We start from the raw sequence: 15,367 nt of genomic DNA, 5'->3' as shown, positions 1-15,367 counted from the left end.
CTCGACGGCCACTTGACACGCCCACAGCCGGGTCGCGCCACTCGGGTCGGCGAGGTAGCTCCACGCCGTCTCGCGCCGAGCCCGGCCCCGCAGGCAGGGGGATTCAGTGACGAAGTCCTTGCACTTCAGCTGGGAACTGAGCGGCTCCGGCTGGGCGACGTGCAGGATCTGGGACGGCTCGACGAAGCACCGGGACATCGTCAGCTACTGCACGAACGCGCTCGCCGATCTGTTGAAGGGCGTGACGGGCCTCTACGGCCTCCATGGCATCCAGCGGTTCTCGTTCGACCTCGAACCGGCAGAGGCGCGGTGGATTCTTCGTCGACGGAACAACGACGTGCACATCACGATCCGTCGCGTCCCGGACCTGTTGACGAGTTCCCTCCGCCGCCTCCACCTGGTGTCACGTACGCTTTTCAGGGCATCGCCTGGGCTCAGTATGTGGCCGTGGCGGTGCTTTGCGGCGGGTACGCGCTGATGTTGGGCAAAATCAGCAAGAGACGGATGCGGAACCGATAGTCCACCCCGGCCCGCGCTCGGACGCACCGATTCAAACTCCGTGCGGATGGAGCCCCTGGTATTGCCAGGGGCTCCTTTCCCATTCGGAGAGAATGCTGTGCGGGCGGGATCAGTTCCCGTTTCCTTCAGCAGTCCGCCGTGCTCCAGGCGGCGGCGGGTAGTCCCGGCGCCGGCACGAGGGCCCGGGTGGGCCGGCGCACCCCCCAGGACCCCCGCCGATGGCCCCCGGTTCACCTCAAGGCACGGGTCCGGACCGGGTGGAAGCGGTTCAGGGCGCGCTCAGGCCGAAGTTCTGTGTGGTGGCATTCCTGGCGCCGGGGCTGTTGATGTTGTTGTTGGTGCTGATGTTGTTGAACATCGGGATGACGCCGCTGAGGTTGACGGGCAGGATCGGCCCGCCCACTCCGCCGTTCCCGCCCTGTTCGTACGTGATGGTCACCGAGGCCGGGCCGGTGGCGAGTCCGGACGTGCCGCCCGCCGGGACGCGGTTGGAGCCGCCGCCGCCACCGCCGGTCCCGAAGTCATTGCTGGTGACGGTGTCGCACCCGCCGCCTCCGCCCCCACCGAACCAGCCCGCGCCGCCGCCTCCGCCGGGGATGGGGTCGCCGCCGTCGCCGCCGGTGCCGGCTCCGCCGGAGGTACCGGGTGTGCCCCCGGTCTGGGATGGGCATGCGGCGCCGCCCGCGCCGGGGGTGGTCTGCGTTCCGCCGCCGCCTCCTCGGCCTCCGTTCGGCCTGTTGCCACCCGTCTGACCGGTGGTTCCGGCGTCCCCGCCGGTGGCCTCGGGGAGCGGGAAGGGTGCGGTCGCGGTAGTGCTTCCGCCGCCGCCTCCGCCGCCCGCGACGATCAGGCGGGGGTCGGTGGCGGGGACGCCGGTGAGGACGCAGCCGGGGAGGGTGGAGTCGCAGGTGCGCACATCGCTGGCTCCTCCCCCCTCACCGGATCCGCCTGGCGTTCCGCTGGTGCCTCCGCCGGTGGCGACGTTGACGTACAGGGTGGTGGTACCCGACGGCACGTCGACGCTGCCGGTGACGACGGCCCCGTCACCGCCCGCCCCTCCGTTGGCCCCGTTCGCTCCTGCGGCGCCCGTGGCGGTGATGGTCAGTCGGGTGACGCCGGAGGGCACGTTGAACGGCTGGTTGGCGCCCGGGTTGAAGGTGACGGTCACCGGCGCCGCCTCCGCGGGTGGGGCCAGCGGTACCACCAACGCCGCGGGCAGCGCCGCGGCGGCGAGCAGGAGGGCGCTGCGCCGGACCGGATTGCTCAGCCGCCCGGCGTCGCGTCGTGGGGATACCGCGTGGCGGTGCATGGTCAGTCTCACGCTCGGGACTCCTCGACCGGGGATGCCGACTGGGCGGGATGTCGCGCTCCCTGGCCGGGACCGCCCCACGATCAAGCCACAACGGACCGGCGCCCGGCATCCGGACACACCGTCGCCCCACGCCCGCCGAATAGTCCTCAAGTCGGAGAAATGCACTGCCATCATCGGCCGGCGAAACGGGCCTCCTCCGCCCCGGACCCGTAGGACCAGTCCGTGCCCCGCGCGCACAGCCGTACGCCGCAAGGGGCCGGGTCTCGCCGAGCAGGCCCCCCGCAGGCGGCGACGCCGATGGCAGCCTGCTCCCGCTCGCCGGCGATCCGGGGCTCCTCGAAGCCGACGACGCCTACGGCAGCGTGGGGTGGTCGGCCGCTCGAGCCGGCACGGGCAGCCCCGGACTCTCCGGGGTCAAGTACCTCACCGAGTGGCTGAGCGCCCCCGGCCTCGTACCCGATCCGCGTACCGGGCAGGCCGAGCCGCCGGATCCGGAGTGCCTGCGGCCACTCGATCTGCCCGCGCTGGTAGCGCTGTGCAACACACCGCCTGAAGCCGGGTGGGCTACCTCCTCGACGGGCACCACTAGCTCGCCGCGTACGAGCGGGCAGGGACCTGCCTACCGCGCTCACGCCGGCCTACCGCCCGGAATCCCAGCTGGAGGCCAGTGCGGGCCGACGGACCCGGCCACCGTGATCGTCCTGTCGGCCCGCGCCTGGCTGACCCCGCTCCAGCGCACGGACCCGCGCGGCACCGCCGAGCTGCTGATCGCCACCGCACTGCGCAGGAAGGCGACCTCTGGATGATGTCGCCACCGAAGGTGAGCCGGGAGGGAGCTCCTTGGACGAGCCGGAATCATGCCCAGATGGTCTGACACCCGATGACCGCAAGGAAAATCCGTTGGCTGTCGCTGTTCCCCGCTGGAACGATCCTGGGATGACCGACCACCGTGACGCCGTCCTCCGCCTGTGGGGCCGCCAGCTCTACGAGCGTCAGGGCGAGCCGCTGGCCTGGGCGCGGGCGGTCCTGGAGGCCACCGGTCGCCCGGCGACCGCCGTCACCGCGGCGATGTCCGGCCGGCTCGACGCCCTCGCTGGTTCCCCGTCGGACCACGCATGGCTGCTGTTCCATACGGTCGCCAAGCTGGCCGCGAACCTGCGGGCCGACGGCCGCTACGACGCGGACGTCGGCACCCGAATCGGCCCACTGGCCCTGCGCCTGGGCGAGCTCGAACCACCGCTCGCCGGCCCGCTCGAGGACGCACTCGGCCACCCGCCGGACGGACCGACATCCCTCGTCACCGTCCACGCAGCCGAGCTGAGCAGGAACCGCACGATCCGGATGCGGGCGATCGACGCCCTGCTGGAGTGGGCCGAGCTCGGCCATCCGCAGGCCCGGGCGGCCCTGTCCGAGGTCGCCTCCGACCACCGGACGCAGGATGTCACCGTCTGGACCAAGGCACTCAACCGGATCACCCTGTTCGGCGACGCGAGCGTCGAACCGGGCCTCCTGCGTGCCCTCGCCGACACCGGGCACCGCGGGGTGCGGTGGTCGGTGCTCGCCTGTGCCGAACTGGGCTTCCGCCGGGCCGTCCCGCTGATCACCGCCCTGCTGGAGCATCCCGATCCGATGGTCCGCGAGGGTGCCTGCGAGGCGCTCGGCCTCCTTGAGGAACCGGCCGCCGTACCCGCCCTGACAGCCCGGCTGAACGACGAGACCGACTGGGTACGCAGCAGGGCCGCCCTGGCGCTCGGCCAGATCGGCGGCGACCGGGCACTCGCTGCGCTCTGGCAGACCATGATGGAACGCCGGAACCCGAAGGCCGGCTATCTCGCCTCAGCGATCGCTGCTTTCGGCCCGCCGGTGGTGGACGACCTGATCGCCCTCACCACCGATCCGGACCCGGACCTCCGCGCACTGGCCTGCCGCGCTCTCGGCTCCACCGCCGACGACCGGGCCCTGCCGGCACTGGAACGCCTCGCCGCCCACGACCTCGCCAGAACCACCCTCGGCGGCCTCGTGGCAACGGCCGCCAAGCAGGGACTGCGGACCGCGCACCGCATGCGCGCGCGCACCGCATCGACCTGAGCTCGACGCTCGTCTCGACTGACGGTCATCCTGAACCCCAGCCGCGTGGCACGAGGAGATCCGGTTCTCATACCCGCGGCGGGCCTTGCGCGCCAGACCGCCTCTGCTCATGCTGATCAACGACCATACCGAGCCCTACGGTGGCGGGTGACGGCGCGACACCCCGTTGTCGGTGCCCGCTGCGAGAATCCCCGGCATGGAGATCGAACATGCCGACTGGCCGAACTTCCTGGCCCGTTGGAGCGAGGAATGGGCGGACGCGCACGGGGACGGCGATGAGCTGAGCCCCGACGACATCGAGGCATGGCGGGGCAGGTGGCTCGGCGCCGATCCGGCCACCGAGGCGGACATCGCCGCGATGGAGGACCGGCTCGGCCGGACGATGCCGCCCTCCTACCGGGAGTTCCTGCGGGTCAGCGACGGCTGGCGGCACGCCGGCGCCTTCGTCTGGAGACTGGCCGGCACCCGTGAGGCGCACTGGCACAACGATGCGATGGGCCTCGGCGAGGACTTCGACGCGGTCTGGGGCGAGGAGGACAACCCTGAGGAGGTACGGGCTCAGGTGGGGCTGTGGTCCCGGGCACTGCAACTGGACGTCGAGTCGGACATCACCTTCGTACTGCTCGACCCGGAGGACGTGGGGCCGGACGGCGAGTGGGCGGTGCGTGTGTGGGCGTCCTGGCGGGCGGCCGACCCCGAGCGGTATCCGTCGTTCGCGGCGTTCATGATCGCCATGCACCAGGAATTCCACACGCTCGCGCCCGGCCGGGACGGGGAGGACGGCCCCACCTTCGTCAACGACACGACCCGGGCCCAGGACGCCGCCGTGTCCCGGGCCCGGACCGCGGCACTACGCGGCCGGTACGAAGAGGCGGCCGCCCTGCTGGCGGAAGCGCACAAGTACGGCCGGCGTACGCACACGAACTCCTGGAGCAGATCGCGCAACTGGACGGCACGCGGGGGTACGGGACCCAGCAGCCGCACCCCGACAACCCACGCTTCCTCAGCGAACAGCTCCCGCTGACGGCCGCCGATCTGCTCAACAGCGGCCGGCCCGCCGAGGACTGGCACTACTCCGACCCCAAGATCTTCCCCGACACCGCGCAGGCCGCGGCCGACATCCAGCGCGCCATACGCGAGGGGACGTACCGCTACCGGCCCGGCGGAGCGTTCGGCAAGGCCGTCAACGAGGCTCGTGAGCAGGCCCGTTGGGGCGACACTGATGCCGCCTGGCACATTCTGCGTGCCGCGATCCCGTTGTGGGAGCCGCTCGGCCCGGGCCACATCGCGCCGGTGGGTCTGCTCGCCGACCCGCTGCTCGCCCCGGTACTGACCGCAGAACGGCGCCTGGAACTCCTGCGGACCCCGCGCGGCGGCGAGAGCGGCCCGGCCCCGGTTCCCGCCGGCGACCGGAACCCCGACGGCCTGTCCTGGCTCGTCCGCCCCGGCGGGCTGCGCCCCTGGCAGACATCGGTCAGCGACTACCGGATGATCCTCGTCGAAGGAGTAGCCCCGGACGAGCTGCCCGCGCTGCTCGGCTCGTCGCCCGGCACGGTGCTCTCCCCGCCCCTGCGGCAGTGGGATGTCACCCGGCACCACCGAGCCGGCCGGCAGGTCTTCTCCAGCTACGACGACAAGGCGCTTCTCAGCGTCGGACGGGCCGGACCGGGCTGGAGTTTCGCCCTCGAACAGGACCCTTACGCAGGATTCGACACCGCGCGCTTCGTCTCTCCCGCGCCGGCAGCCTCGTCCGGCGGCGGGTGGGCGATCGTGACCTGGGCCGAGTGGCGCCAGGACATCCCGGTCTTCCACGTGTCGGCCGCCGAGGGTGGCACCCTGCGCTACGCGTTCACCGTGCGAGCCGGGACGCTCGAAGCCACCGTCGGCGACGTACCTGCCGAACTGACCTCGACCACCCCCGGGTTCGCTGCCCCCGCCGGGGACGGCCAAGCCGCGGCGGCAGCCCGCGCCCTGGACGCCATCGCCGGCCTCCACGGCGTCACCGTGCCCCGCCTGGCCCTCACCGAGGGCCGGCTGCACACCTTCGAGTCGCTCTCCTGGAACCGCCCACCCGGCCCGGGAGAGACGTACACGACGATCAGCATCGGCTGAACCCTGTGGCGGCGCCCTCACCATGGAAATGCGCCAGACCCCTGGAAGGAGATCATGAACCAGATCACCAAGGGCATAAGGACCAGGAGACTGAACCCAGCGAGGACCTTCCCCCACGCTGCTGTCTTGCCGGGGCCTTCAGTTGGCATGACCGCTCCCGATGACTGCCTGCGCGTGGCCGAGTGCCGGCGCTGTCAGGAGGGTAGCTCGCGACATTGAGGACACGGTGGGTAGTGTCCGGGCTCTCGGGCACAGGCCTTCCAACTCGCGGTGCAGGTGGCCCAGGCCCGGGTGGCCGTGGGCGTTGCGCCAGCCCAGCCACATCAGGAAGTCCGCCCCGCACCCGCCGTCGCCGCCCGGCCACGAGCTGGACGCCTCATCCGCGCAGTCCGCCGCCGCGCTCTGCCCGTGGCCGTGGCCGGGGCCGCCTGTCAGCTGGCGGGGCGGGCCTCTCCCGCGCCTCCTTGAACTGGGGGAGTCGCCGCGCTGCCCAGCCGTCACCATGATGGACATTGGCTTCTAACCCTGCTCAACCGCCAGGTGTAGCTTTGGCGATGCCCCCCCGCGCGACCGTCCCAGCCCGTGATCGACCGGTTCGGTGAACAAACCACCCGGCGGTTCGTTCTGCCGGTCACCCCACTTCGGGGCCTGGCCGCGTGCTGGTGGGCGCGGCAGACCGTGGAATCGACGCTCAAGTCCCACGTGATCGCACCCCGTGATCGGACCACCGGGCACATGGCTTCACCTCCACGGCCGCGGCCCCGTACGCGATCCTCAAGGCCCGGCCCCCTCACCGCCTGGCTCCGCCGGCAGAGCGCCGATCCGGCCTTCAGGAGGGCCTCATGTTGACGATCGGCCCGGGCGTCACCCTCGCCGCGTCCCCCCTGCGCCGCGCGCCTGTGCCCACACCGCCACAGCACTACGCGTCGGCCGTGCGAGGATCCGCGTATGGGGAGCGAAGGCATATGGACAGCGGGGCCTACGGACGAGGCGGAGGGGGGCAGAGCCCTGCTGCGCACGGTGAGCCGTGCCGCCGAGCAGTCCGAGGGTGATGCAGGGGCGGCCGAGACCGTGTTCGTGGTGTGCCGCTGGTGCGGGGCGCAGGAGTTCGAGGTAGTGGCGAGGGAGTGCTTCTGTTACGGCTGCTGCCTGCCCCTGGGCGTGTCCGACGGCTGGGAGGACGGCTTCCCCGGACAGCATCCGTGGAGGCTGGAATCCTCGTACACCCCGCTCCCGCCGTCCACGCCCGGACCGCGCATCCTGCCGGAGGAGGTCTGCCGGTGCCCCCAGGGTCATGGGGTGTTCGAGACGGCCATCTCGTTCACCCTCACCGACGACCAGCGCATCCGCAGCCTCTCGGTGGGCCTGAGGTGCCCGGACGACGGATACCTGCACCTGTACATCGACAACGCGCGCACGGTGCCGGTGGACAGGCCCCACGCACCCCGTTCCTGAGGCCTCCGAGACCGGTCGGGAACCGAGACGCCCCGGCCGCCCCCAGCCCCTGGCGTGAGGGAAGACGGTACGAAGCAGCCGCCCCGGGTACCCGGGACGACCGCTTCGACCGGCAGGCCACGCGCCAACATGGTCACTGCCCGAGTCCCTGTTCCGTACGGGTTGCAGCCAGTAGCAGGCAGAGGGATCGAAGGTTGCCTCGGCAACCAGCTTCGACAGCCTCCCTCGTCCCGGCCCAGATCTCAACCCGGTCCGAACGCCCGTGAGTCAAAAACGCGCACGGGCCCGTGACAGGCGGCGCGCGGACGGCTGCCGGGTCCTTCGCCGGGGCGCCACAGCGGATCGTGCCTGGTAGCGGCCGCGTACGCGGGGCCGGTGAACCGCACGGCCCCATCCGTACCTCGGACTGCGGTGCCGCCGAGGCCCCGCGAACGCACGTGAGCCAATCCGAGCAGCGCAAACGCCTTCCCGATCTGCGGCCCGGCGCCCCGCCGAGGTTCGGTACCGTGCGGCCCGGGAAGCGCCAACTTCCCCTCTCGGTAACCCCTTTGCAGCCAGGAATCAAGGCGGACGTGCGTCCGCGTGCAAGTAGACAAGTAGAGGAGAGCCCCCATGCCGATCGACGCCATCACGCCCCCACCCGGCGACCGGCCCGCCACCGGCCGCCAGGAACCCGGACCGCACCGCCTGTCCCCGCCGTACGTTGCCGCTCCGGTCACGTTCCCCGTCCTGGGGACGGTACTGGCCCTGGCCGGCATGCCGATCTCGCGGATCATCCCCCTTCTGGCAGCGTGCGCGGCCCTCGGCTTCGCACAGATCGTCGTCGTCGGCGGGGGCCGCCGGATCGCAGCGGGCCTGGCCTCGGCTGTCCTGCGCATCAGCCAGTGAGGTCCGGCAGTGGGACGACCCGAGAGTCCGGTGGACCGGACCGATCCCGACCGCTCCGCGCTGGCCGTCCTGCTGCGGAGAGCCCGTGGCAGGGCCGCTCTGACCTACAGGGAGCTGGCGCACCGGACCGGCATCTCCGCAGCCACGCTCCAGCGGGCCGCCGCCGGCAGGAGGGTCCCCACCCTGGCGACCGTCACGGGGTTCCTCACCGCCTGCGGGGCCACGCAGGAGGATGTCGCGGCGGCGACGGCTCTGCGCCGGCGGGCCTGCGAGAAACCGTCGGGCGTTCCCACCCGTGAGGTGATCGAGCCCGCTCGGCTCTTCACACAGCGCGAACTCAACGGTGCACTGGTGTCGCTTCACCGGAACGCCGGATCCCCGCCCTACCGGCAGATGCAGCGCAAGAGCGGAGGGGTATGGCTCGCCCCCAGCAGCATCTGGGGCATCCTCCGCCGCCAGAAGCTTCCGGTCAGCCCGGGGCAGATGGCTGCCTTCCTGCTCGGCTGCGACGTGGCACAGGTGCACCAGCAGCCATGGCTCGACGCGTGGAGCCGGGTGAGACGGCCGTGCCCCGTTCACCCGTCAGCCCCGTACGGCAGCCATGCCGCGTCCAGGACGTACGCGGCTGCCTGCCTGCCACGCATCACGAGGCGCGGCACGAACATGCTCCACCACCGCCCCGTCGCGGCGGTACCGGCGTCGTGGGAAGCGGTCCGGCGAGCCGGCGATCTCGTAGCACTGGTCGTCGGCGCGAGTGGCGTCGACACCCGCTCACTGGCCCGCCGGGCCGGGCTGCCCGTGGATCCCACCGCGCGGCTGCTGCAATGGCTCCGCCGTCAGGAACTGGTCGCGACCCGCGCGGGTGTTCACTTCCCGGGGCCGGCGCTGGAGCTGCCGGACCGTTCCGGGGACCGGCTGCTCCACCGGGCCCTTGCCCTCTTCCGCGACGATGTCGGCGCCGCGGTCTACCTGAACGACTACACGGACGGCGATGTCCGTGTGGTCCACTGTGCGTCCAGCGAGTCGGCACCGCCGGCGCAGGAGTGGGTGGACTTCAGGGCTGCGGCTCACGCCAGCGCCATCGGCAAGAGCCTCCTCGCCCAGCTCGACAACGCCTCCCGCATGGACCACCTCGCCCGCCATCCCGCGACAAGCCTCACCGCGCGCACCATCACCGACCCCTTCGCGCTCTTCGCGGACCTTGACCAAGGCGGGCCGCACGGCGCTCGGTTCAGCCTGCTCGAGTACTCCGTCGAGGTGGTCTGCGCTGCCGTACCCCTCGGCGTCCCCGGCCAGGTCTCCAGCCTCGCGCTGTCCCTGCCGGCCCGACAGCACCCCCGCCTCCTCACCGCCGCCCAGCGCCTCCCGGAACTCGTCCCCGACCTCCTGCTCGCCGCCCTCCTCAGCTCCCCACCCCCGGCTGCACGTCACCGGTCGGCCCGGGCAGCCGACCGGCCCGTGACCGCTGACCGATGACGACCCCCGCCGTCACCTGTCCTGCCGTGCCCTGGCCCGCGGGCTCGGGGGAGGGCAAGGCGTTCCTGAGCTTCACACAAGGCGCTCTTGCGGACCCGTCCTACGCTGGAGGCATGGCCACCGATCCCTTGCTGAGACAAGGCCCCGACTCGACGGATCTGGTCCTGCGCGTCGGGCCGGCCGGGCGGACGTGGAACGTGCTGACCTCGGCGGGGCCGGCGTTGTTCATTCCGCTCGCTCTGGGCGTGCTGACCCTGCTCGTCGCCTTCGGGATGGCGCTCGCCGGGGCGCGGGCGTCGACCGTGTTCGTGGTGGTGGGGGTGATCGTCGGGCTGGAGTACCTGATCGGCTGGCTGGCGGCGGCCTCTTCCCGGGCCCGGGAGATCCTGCGGGTGGAGTTCGCGCCGGCCCGGGTGCCCGCGTCCTTGCGGTTGGTCAGGGGCGCCGGGCCGGACGACTGGCTGCCCGTCACGACCCTGCGCCAGGTGCGGCTGACGCACAAGGTGGTGGAGCCGTACCAGGGGGACCACAAGCCGGCCGTCTCCACGCTCGCGCTGGAACTCGTCCTGCGGGACGTCCGGGAGAGGCTCGAGCTCCCGTTCGGCGGTGACCCGCAGCGGCTCGCGGACGCGCTGAAGGACCTGCTCGGCCCGGCGGGGGTCGTGGTGTATCTGCGCACCGAGCGCAGCACGCGCGATCGGCCGCTGCCCAACTCCGGCTGGACATCGGGAGGTTCGGCCTCGGTCGGCTCGGGTGGCGGCTGACCCCGGGCCGCCCGCAGCGCTCCCCGGCTGGGCGTGCTTGAGCCGCCGGGTCGACTCGGCCGCGGCCGGTTCCTCCGGCCACGGGTGGCGGGGGTAGCGGCAGCGGAGCCCGGCCCGCACGGCGCGATAGCCCTCGCGCCAGCATGACGCGAGGTCGCCGGTGACGGCGGCCGGGTGCCCAGCCGGGGGAAGCCCGGACAGCACGCCGAGGGCCGTGTCTCTGTCCGGAGGCGGTCAGGGCGTCCGGATGGGGCCGCTGGATCCATCGGAAGGGGAACCCTTGCCGTTTCAGCTGTCGGTCACCGTTGTCAGCGTGGCCGGCTACCTGTTCGCTGTGACGCTATCGCCGCGGGGCTTCACGTCCGCCGACCAGTACGGCGTCTCCTGGCGGTCCGGGCTGAGGACGAAGCGTCTGGTCTGGGCCGACCTCCACGACATCCGCCAGGTCACGCCCCCTGCCGCCGCCGTGGGCCCGCACAGGCCGCAGGACGTCGCCTACGCCTATCGCGTTGACGGCCGACGGTTCCTGCTGCCCTACCTGAGCGCCAAGGAACTCGGCGACGAGGGCTTCCGGCGGGAAGTGACGCTCCTGCGAGATGTCATGAACGAACAGCACGGCGGTGCTCGGGTGGCCGACCCGCTGGTGGAAGCGCACATCGCCCGGCCCGCGGCCCGCTACGCGAGACGGTACCGAGCCCTCACCGGCCGCACGTCCAGGACTATCTTTCTCGTCGCTCTCATCGCTCTCATCGCGATCATCGTCGTCTGCACCACGACCTTCGAATAGTCCCGAGTCCGTCGGGAGAGGCGTGGTACGTCGGTCCGGACGGGTCCCGGGCGCCGGTGACCGGCCGCGCCCGCCCCGCTGCCGTGCCGTGCCGTGCGACCAGGGGGGAGGGTGTGGGCGGCTGGTCCTGCGACCACTGCACCCCTGCCCCCGGCCCCCGGCCTCAGGCCTCGATGAAGACCGCCCTGAGGGTGTGGGCGGCGTCCATGGTCACGTTGACCTGCTCGGTCGGTCCGTACTGGCGACCGTCGTAGATCCAGGCCGCCAGGCGGTGGCCGGCGGCCGGGGTCGCGGTGACGGCGACGACCGTGCCCGGCTTGTAGGGGCCGTAGACGGCAGGACGGACGCTGCCGCCGTCGGAGCTCTCCAGAGTGAGGGCGTAGCGGGTCCGGGGCACGGTGAGGGCGCGGTAGCCGGCCACGATGGGAGTGGTGAGGCGGGCGAGCCTGGCGTTGTCGTTGCTCTCGTTGCCCAGCGACTGGCCGTAGATGCTCAGCCCGGGGTCGGAGTACAGGTTCTCCGTGCGGCACGGCTGGCGGCAGGAACTGGCGTACGCCATGAGGGAGGTGTGCTCCTCGTCGGACGTGATCCAGCCCGTCCCGTACGGGGTGTTGAGGTCGTTGACCCAGCTGCCGTCGGGGACCTGCTGGGAGAGGGTCCGCCGGTCGTGGAAGAGGCCGAGGTTGTGGCCGATCTCGTGACCGAGGTTGTACCAGCCGGTGAGCGAGTCGTAGTCGACGACCGAGAAGGCGAGGCTGTCGTGGAAGTTGCCGCGCACCGGGAGGCTGCCCTGTCCGGAGGACTGGCCCGGAACGCTGTTGACGACGGTGATCAGGTCGACGCTGTAGCGGCGGCGCAGATCTGCGGCGGTGTTGCCCAGCTCGTAGTCGTTCGGGTTGCTCAGCTTGCTCCACATCACCGAGGAGGTGTTGTTGCCGGTGTAGCCGGTGTTGTAGGTGCCGATGATGTCGATGCTGGCCGGGACACCGCTGTCGGCGAGGGCCTCGTTCATCTTGCGTTCGGCCCAGTGGATGGTGTTGACGACCTGCTGCGCGCTGCCTGCCCGTTGGACGGCCAGCGGGGTGTATCCGGCGATGACGTCGATGACGGCCGGGTCCTGCGAGGTGGCCGCTGCCCGTCCGGCGAGGGAGTGGCGGGGCGCGGTGCGCGCTGACGGACTCACCGCCAGCTCGTCGGGAGCGTGGTGCGGCTGCTTGGCCGGGTCTTCCTCGGTGATGCGGGCACGCAGGGGGCGGCCGGGCAGGGTCTCCAGGTGGTACACGTGCTCCCCGAGGTCGGCGACGACCTCGACGACGGTCCCTTCGGGCTGCGTGCTGCCGGTGGAGCAGACACCGCGCAGGGAGACGATGACGCTGGTGTCCGGCCTGCCCTTGACGTGGCCGGACCAGGTGCGGGTGCCCCCGTCGTCGTCGATGCCGTCCTCGACGGCGGTGAGGCGGGCGTTGTCGAAGAAGCCGAAGGTCCATTCGCGCGGCGCGCCGAACGGGGCTGCGGTGCACAACGTCCGGAAGTCGTCGAGTGCGAGCGGGACGATGCGGTCACGGAGCACCTCCGGCCCGTCGCCGTCCGAGGGCGACGGGGCCCGGGTGACGGACGGGGCGGCGGAGACACCGGTGGCGGAGGCGCTCGCCAGGGGCAGTGCGGCCATGGCGGTTACGCAGAGCAGGAGCAGACGGGACCAGCGGGGGCGGCGGAGAGGAGTCATGCCGCACACGAAGCCACAGGCGCCATCGAATATGCCTGAAACATGCCCGCTCGGAAGGGCGAGGTCACCCGACCGGCACGCCCTGCACCGGGCGCACGACCCGACGGCAGCTACGGTCCCCCCGCCGGCCTCCGGCAGGGAGCCGATCCGAGCAGCCCCACCGTTCGGCCTACGGGATCCTCGACAAGGCCGCCGCCGGGCCCTTACCGCGCCGCCGGCTCAACCGGGCGGGCCGGATTCGCGTCCTCCTTCGCGGAGCGACGACGGCCTGGAGGGCACCATCGACACGTTCACCGACGAGCGCAGGGGTCGGACCCGCCGGCCGGCCGGGGTCGTCCTGGTCCTGTTGGGCGTCGTCGCGGGTGTTGTGCTCACCGCCGTGTTCCTGACCGTGGTGTGGTGGCCCCGCACCGAGGTGACGTACCGCAGCACCGCGCCCTCCTCGGTGGTCTACGCCGACGCGGCACAGCACTACCTGGAACTGGTCCACCGGCACACCCCGTCCGGTCGGGACACCTACCGGATCGTGGCCGGCCGGTACACCGGTGCCGCCTACGGACACTGGCTGGACGTCGACACCACCGTGGCGGAGAAGGGCATCGAGTCCACGACATGGACGCAGGACGGAGTCCGCGTCCGCTTCACCACGGGCCACGATATGTTCGTCCCCGCCCGCTTCTTCATGTTCGGCAGATGAGCCCACGCGATCGCGCACCGTCCGCGCGCGGTGCGCCCGCCCATGAGGCGTCTTCGCGATGGTTCGGGCACGCACAGGGCTGGGTTCCGGCCTGCCGGTAGGAGCAGCAGCAGTCGGGAGTGCATGGCTCCCCGAGGGGCGTGAGAGCAGGGCAATGAACCACCGCGCGTTCGAAGCCGCAGGTCACCCCTCCGAGGCCGCCGCTGCCCGCACGCGACGGGTACACGCAGGAGGCTTTGAGGCCCGAGCGGCTCTCAGCCGCGGTTGCGGTAGCCGGGGTGGACCCCAGGTGTCAGACCCTGCTCGGTGGCGACGCGTGCGAGGAGGTCGGAGAGGTACGTGCGCTGCTGCGGGTCGAGGGCGGCGAGCAGGGCGTCCTCGTGGGCCGCGGCGGCACGGGAGACCGCGCCGAGGGTGCGTGTGCCCTCCGCCGTGAGGTGGAGCTCGTAGTTGCGGCGGTCTTCGGCGCTGCGCCGCCGTTCGACGAGGTCCTTGCCCTCCAGATTGTCGATCAGCGTGACGACGCGGCTCGGCACGACGCCCAGGTCCTCGGCGAGGGCCCGCTGACTGCGCCCCGGCCGCGTGGCGATCATGCGGAGCAGCCCGACGTCCGCCGGCACCAGCCCCAGGTGGCCGACGCGTTCGGCGAAGCGCGAGGCAGCGTGTGCGCCGATCTGGGCGAGGAGGAACGCGGCTCCGCGCGGCCCGGTGGCCGGGGCGGGGTCCGTCGTAGGCGGTTGCGGGGGAGTGTCCACCCGCCTATCGTAAGCCACAGGCAATGATTCACTGCACTGAACGATTCAGCTCAAAGAATGGACTCTGCTGTGACCGCGAACCCGGACACCGTCACCCCTCGGGCACACAACCGCCGCGACCCGCAGGCCGGGCCGCCACCCGGCGTCCTCGCCGCGGTCTTCACCGCGCTCTTCCTCGCTGGACTCGTGCTCAGCACCCTCCTCGCGGGAGGCGACCCCTTCCCCTCGCCCTTCGGGCCCACCGACACGGTGACCTCCTACTTCCGTGACCACACCGGCGCCGTCCAGGTCTCCGGGGCCCTGCAGTTCGCGGCCTCCGTGCCCCTCGCGATCTACGCCGCGACCGTCTCGGCACGGCTGCACAAGCTCGGGGTCCGCGCCCCCGGCGCCACCATCGCCCTCGCCGGAGGGGTCCTCGCCTCGGCCTTCCTCGCCTGCTCCGGACTGGTCACCTGGGTGCTGTCCCGGCCCGAGGTCGCAAGCCGCGTCGAACCCGTACGGGCCCTGCAGTACCTGGCCTTCGGCCTCGGCGGCCCCGCCCACGTCGTCCTGCTGGGCCTGCTGATCGCCGGCATCGCCGTACCCGGACTGCTCGCCGGCCTGCTGCCCCGAGCCCTGGCGCTGTCGGGCCTGGTGATCGCGGCCCTCGCCGAACTGTCCACCCTGGTCCTGCTGACCCAAGCCGCCGCCCTGCTGCTGCCCATCGCCCGGTTCGCCGGCCTGCTGTGGCTGATTGCGGCCGGGTTCCTGCTGCCGCGCCGCCGCGTCCGCACGGAGGGCTGACCGAC

General features: G+C 72.1%; 14 protein-coding genes and 1 pseudogene. 11 read left to right on the top strand and 4 right to left on the bottom strand.

Annotation, left to right across the window (positions count from 1 at the left end):
• The first annotated feature begins 106 nt into the window (after window positions 1–106).
• Window positions 107–478, top strand: a complete 372-nt coding sequence (locus ABD973_RS00175) for a hypothetical protein (RefSeq protein WP_345497455.1) — start codon at window positions 107–109, stop codon at window positions 476–478.
• A 309-nt stretch (window positions 479–787) separates the two neighbouring features.
• Here the strand turns inward: ABD973_RS00175 and ABD973_RS00170 are convergent, their stop codons facing one another.
• Window positions 788–1,840, bottom strand: a complete 1,053-nt coding sequence (locus ABD973_RS00170) for a hypothetical protein (RefSeq protein ID WP_345497453.1) — start codon at window positions 1,838–1,840, stop codon at window positions 788–790.
• A 927-nt stretch (window positions 1,841–2,767) separates the two neighbouring features.
• Here ABD973_RS00170 and ABD973_RS00165 point away from each other — a divergent pair.
• The 7 genes from ABD973_RS00165 (at window position 2,768) to ABD973_RS00135 (ending at window position 10,614) form a co-directional block, all read left to right on the top strand.
• Window positions 2,768–3,919, top strand: a complete 1,152-nt coding sequence (locus tag ABD973_RS00165; RefSeq protein WP_345497451.1) for a HEAT repeat domain-containing protein — start codon at window positions 2,768–2,770, stop codon at window positions 3,917–3,919.
• A gap of 196 nt (window positions 3,920–4,115) precedes the next feature.
• Window positions 4,116–4,943 (top strand): SMI1/KNR4 family protein, encoded by an 828-nt coding sequence (locus tag ABD973_RS00160; protein WP_345497450.1) that lies wholly within the window; start codon window positions 4,116–4,118, stop codon window positions 4,941–4,943.
• 269 nt (window positions 4,944–5,212) lie between these two features.
• Window positions 5,213–6,031, top strand: a complete 819-nt coding sequence (locus ABD973_RS00155) for a hypothetical protein (RefSeq protein ID WP_345497448.1) — start codon at window positions 5,213–5,215, stop codon at window positions 6,029–6,031.
• A 948-nt stretch (window positions 6,032–6,979) separates the two neighbouring features.
• Complete coding sequence (locus ABD973_RS00150) at window positions 6,980–7,486, top strand: hypothetical protein (RefSeq protein ID WP_345497446.1); 507 nt, start codon at window positions 6,980–6,982, stop codon at window positions 7,484–7,486.
• A 612-nt stretch (window positions 7,487–8,098) separates the two neighbouring features.
• The gene (locus tag ABD973_RS00145) at window positions 8,099–8,374 is read left to right on the top strand and encodes a hypothetical protein (protein WP_345497444.1); all 276 of its coding nucleotides are present in this window, start codon (window positions 8,099–8,101) and stop codon (window positions 8,372–8,374) included.
• A 9-nt stretch (window positions 8,375–8,383) separates the two neighbouring features.
• Window positions 8,384–9,850, top strand: a complete 1,467-nt coding sequence (locus tag ABD973_RS00140) for an IclR family transcriptional regulator domain-containing protein (protein WP_345497442.1) — start codon at window positions 8,384–8,386, stop codon at window positions 9,848–9,850.
• Between the two features lie 113 nt (window positions 9,851–9,963).
• Window positions 9,964–10,614, top strand: coding sequence for a hypothetical protein (locus ABD973_RS00135; protein ID WP_125823748.1), 651 nt, complete (start codon window positions 9,964–9,966; stop codon window positions 10,612–10,614).
• Between the two features lie 42 nt (window positions 10,615–10,656).
• Here the strand turns inward: ABD973_RS00135 and ABD973_RS00130 are convergent.
• A pseudogene (locus ABD973_RS00130) lies at window positions 10,657–10,806 on the bottom strand (ATP-dependent helicase C-terminal domain-containing protein); the annotation flags it as partial.
• Window positions 10,807–10,927: 121 nt separating this feature from the next.
• Here ABD973_RS00130 and ABD973_RS00125 point away from each other — a divergent pair.
• Complete coding sequence (locus ABD973_RS00125; RefSeq protein ID WP_345497440.1) at window positions 10,928–11,401, top strand: hypothetical protein; 474 nt, start codon at window positions 10,928–10,930, stop codon at window positions 11,399–11,401.
• Window positions 11,402–11,564: 163 nt separating this feature from the next.
• Here the strand turns inward: ABD973_RS00125 and ABD973_RS00120 are convergent, their stop codons facing one another.
• Entirely contained in the window at window positions 11,565–13,127 is a 1,563-nt protein-coding gene (locus tag ABD973_RS00120) for an InlB B-repeat-containing protein (protein ID WP_345497438.1), read from the bottom strand.
• A 346-nt stretch (window positions 13,128–13,473) separates the two neighbouring features.
• Here ABD973_RS00120 and ABD973_RS00115 point away from each other — a divergent pair, with 346 nt between their 5' ends.
• Window positions 13,474–13,824 (top strand): hypothetical protein, encoded by a 351-nt coding sequence (locus ABD973_RS00115; protein ID WP_345497437.1) that lies wholly within the window; start codon window positions 13,474–13,476, stop codon window positions 13,822–13,824.
• A 254-nt stretch (window positions 13,825–14,078) separates the two neighbouring features.
• Here ABD973_RS00115 and ABD973_RS00110 read toward each other — a convergent pair whose 3' ends face one another.
• Window positions 14,079–14,579, bottom strand: coding sequence for a MarR family winged helix-turn-helix transcriptional regulator (locus ABD973_RS00110; protein ID WP_125823752.1), 501 nt, complete (start codon window positions 14,577–14,579; stop codon window positions 14,079–14,081).
• A 69-nt stretch (window positions 14,580–14,648) separates the two neighbouring features.
• Between ABD973_RS00110 and ABD973_RS00105 the strand changes: the two genes are divergently transcribed.
• On the top strand, window positions 14,649–15,362 hold the full coding sequence (locus ABD973_RS00105) for a hypothetical protein (RefSeq protein ID WP_345497434.1): 714 nt from the start codon (window positions 14,649–14,651) through the stop codon (window positions 15,360–15,362).
• Window positions 15,363–15,367 lie beyond the last annotated feature (5 nt).

Source organism: Streptomyces racemochromogenes, assembly GCF_039535215.1.
GTDB lineage: Bacteria > Actinomycetota > Actinomycetes > Streptomycetales > Streptomycetaceae > Streptomyces > Streptomyces racemochromogenes.
This window is presented reverse-complemented; position numbering and strand designations above follow the sequence as displayed.

Bases quoted from the DNA above. Each gene is read 5' to 3' on its own strand.
- ABD973_RS00120 (WP_345497438.1), bottom strand. From the start codon at position 13,127: ATGACTCCTCTCCGCCGCCCCCGCTGGTCCCGTCTGCTCCTGCTCTGC.
- ABD973_RS00135 (WP_125823748.1), top strand. From the start codon at position 9,964: ATGGCCACCGATCCCTTGCTGAGACAAGGCCCCGACTCGACGGATCTG.
- ABD973_RS00165 (WP_345497451.1), top strand. From the start codon at position 2,768: ATGACCGACCACCGTGACGCCGTCCTCCGCCTGTGGGGCCGCCAGCTC.
- ABD973_RS00150 (WP_345497446.1), top strand. From the start codon at position 6,980: ATGGGGAGCGAAGGCATATGGACAGCGGGGCCTACGGACGAGGCGGAG.
- ABD973_RS00145 (WP_345497444.1), top strand. From the start codon at position 8,099: ATGCCGATCGACGCCATCACGCCCCCACCCGGCGACCGGCCCGCCACC.
- ABD973_RS00160 (WP_345497450.1), top strand. From the start codon at position 4,116: ATGGAGATCGAACATGCCGACTGGCCGAACTTCCTGGCCCGTTGGAGC.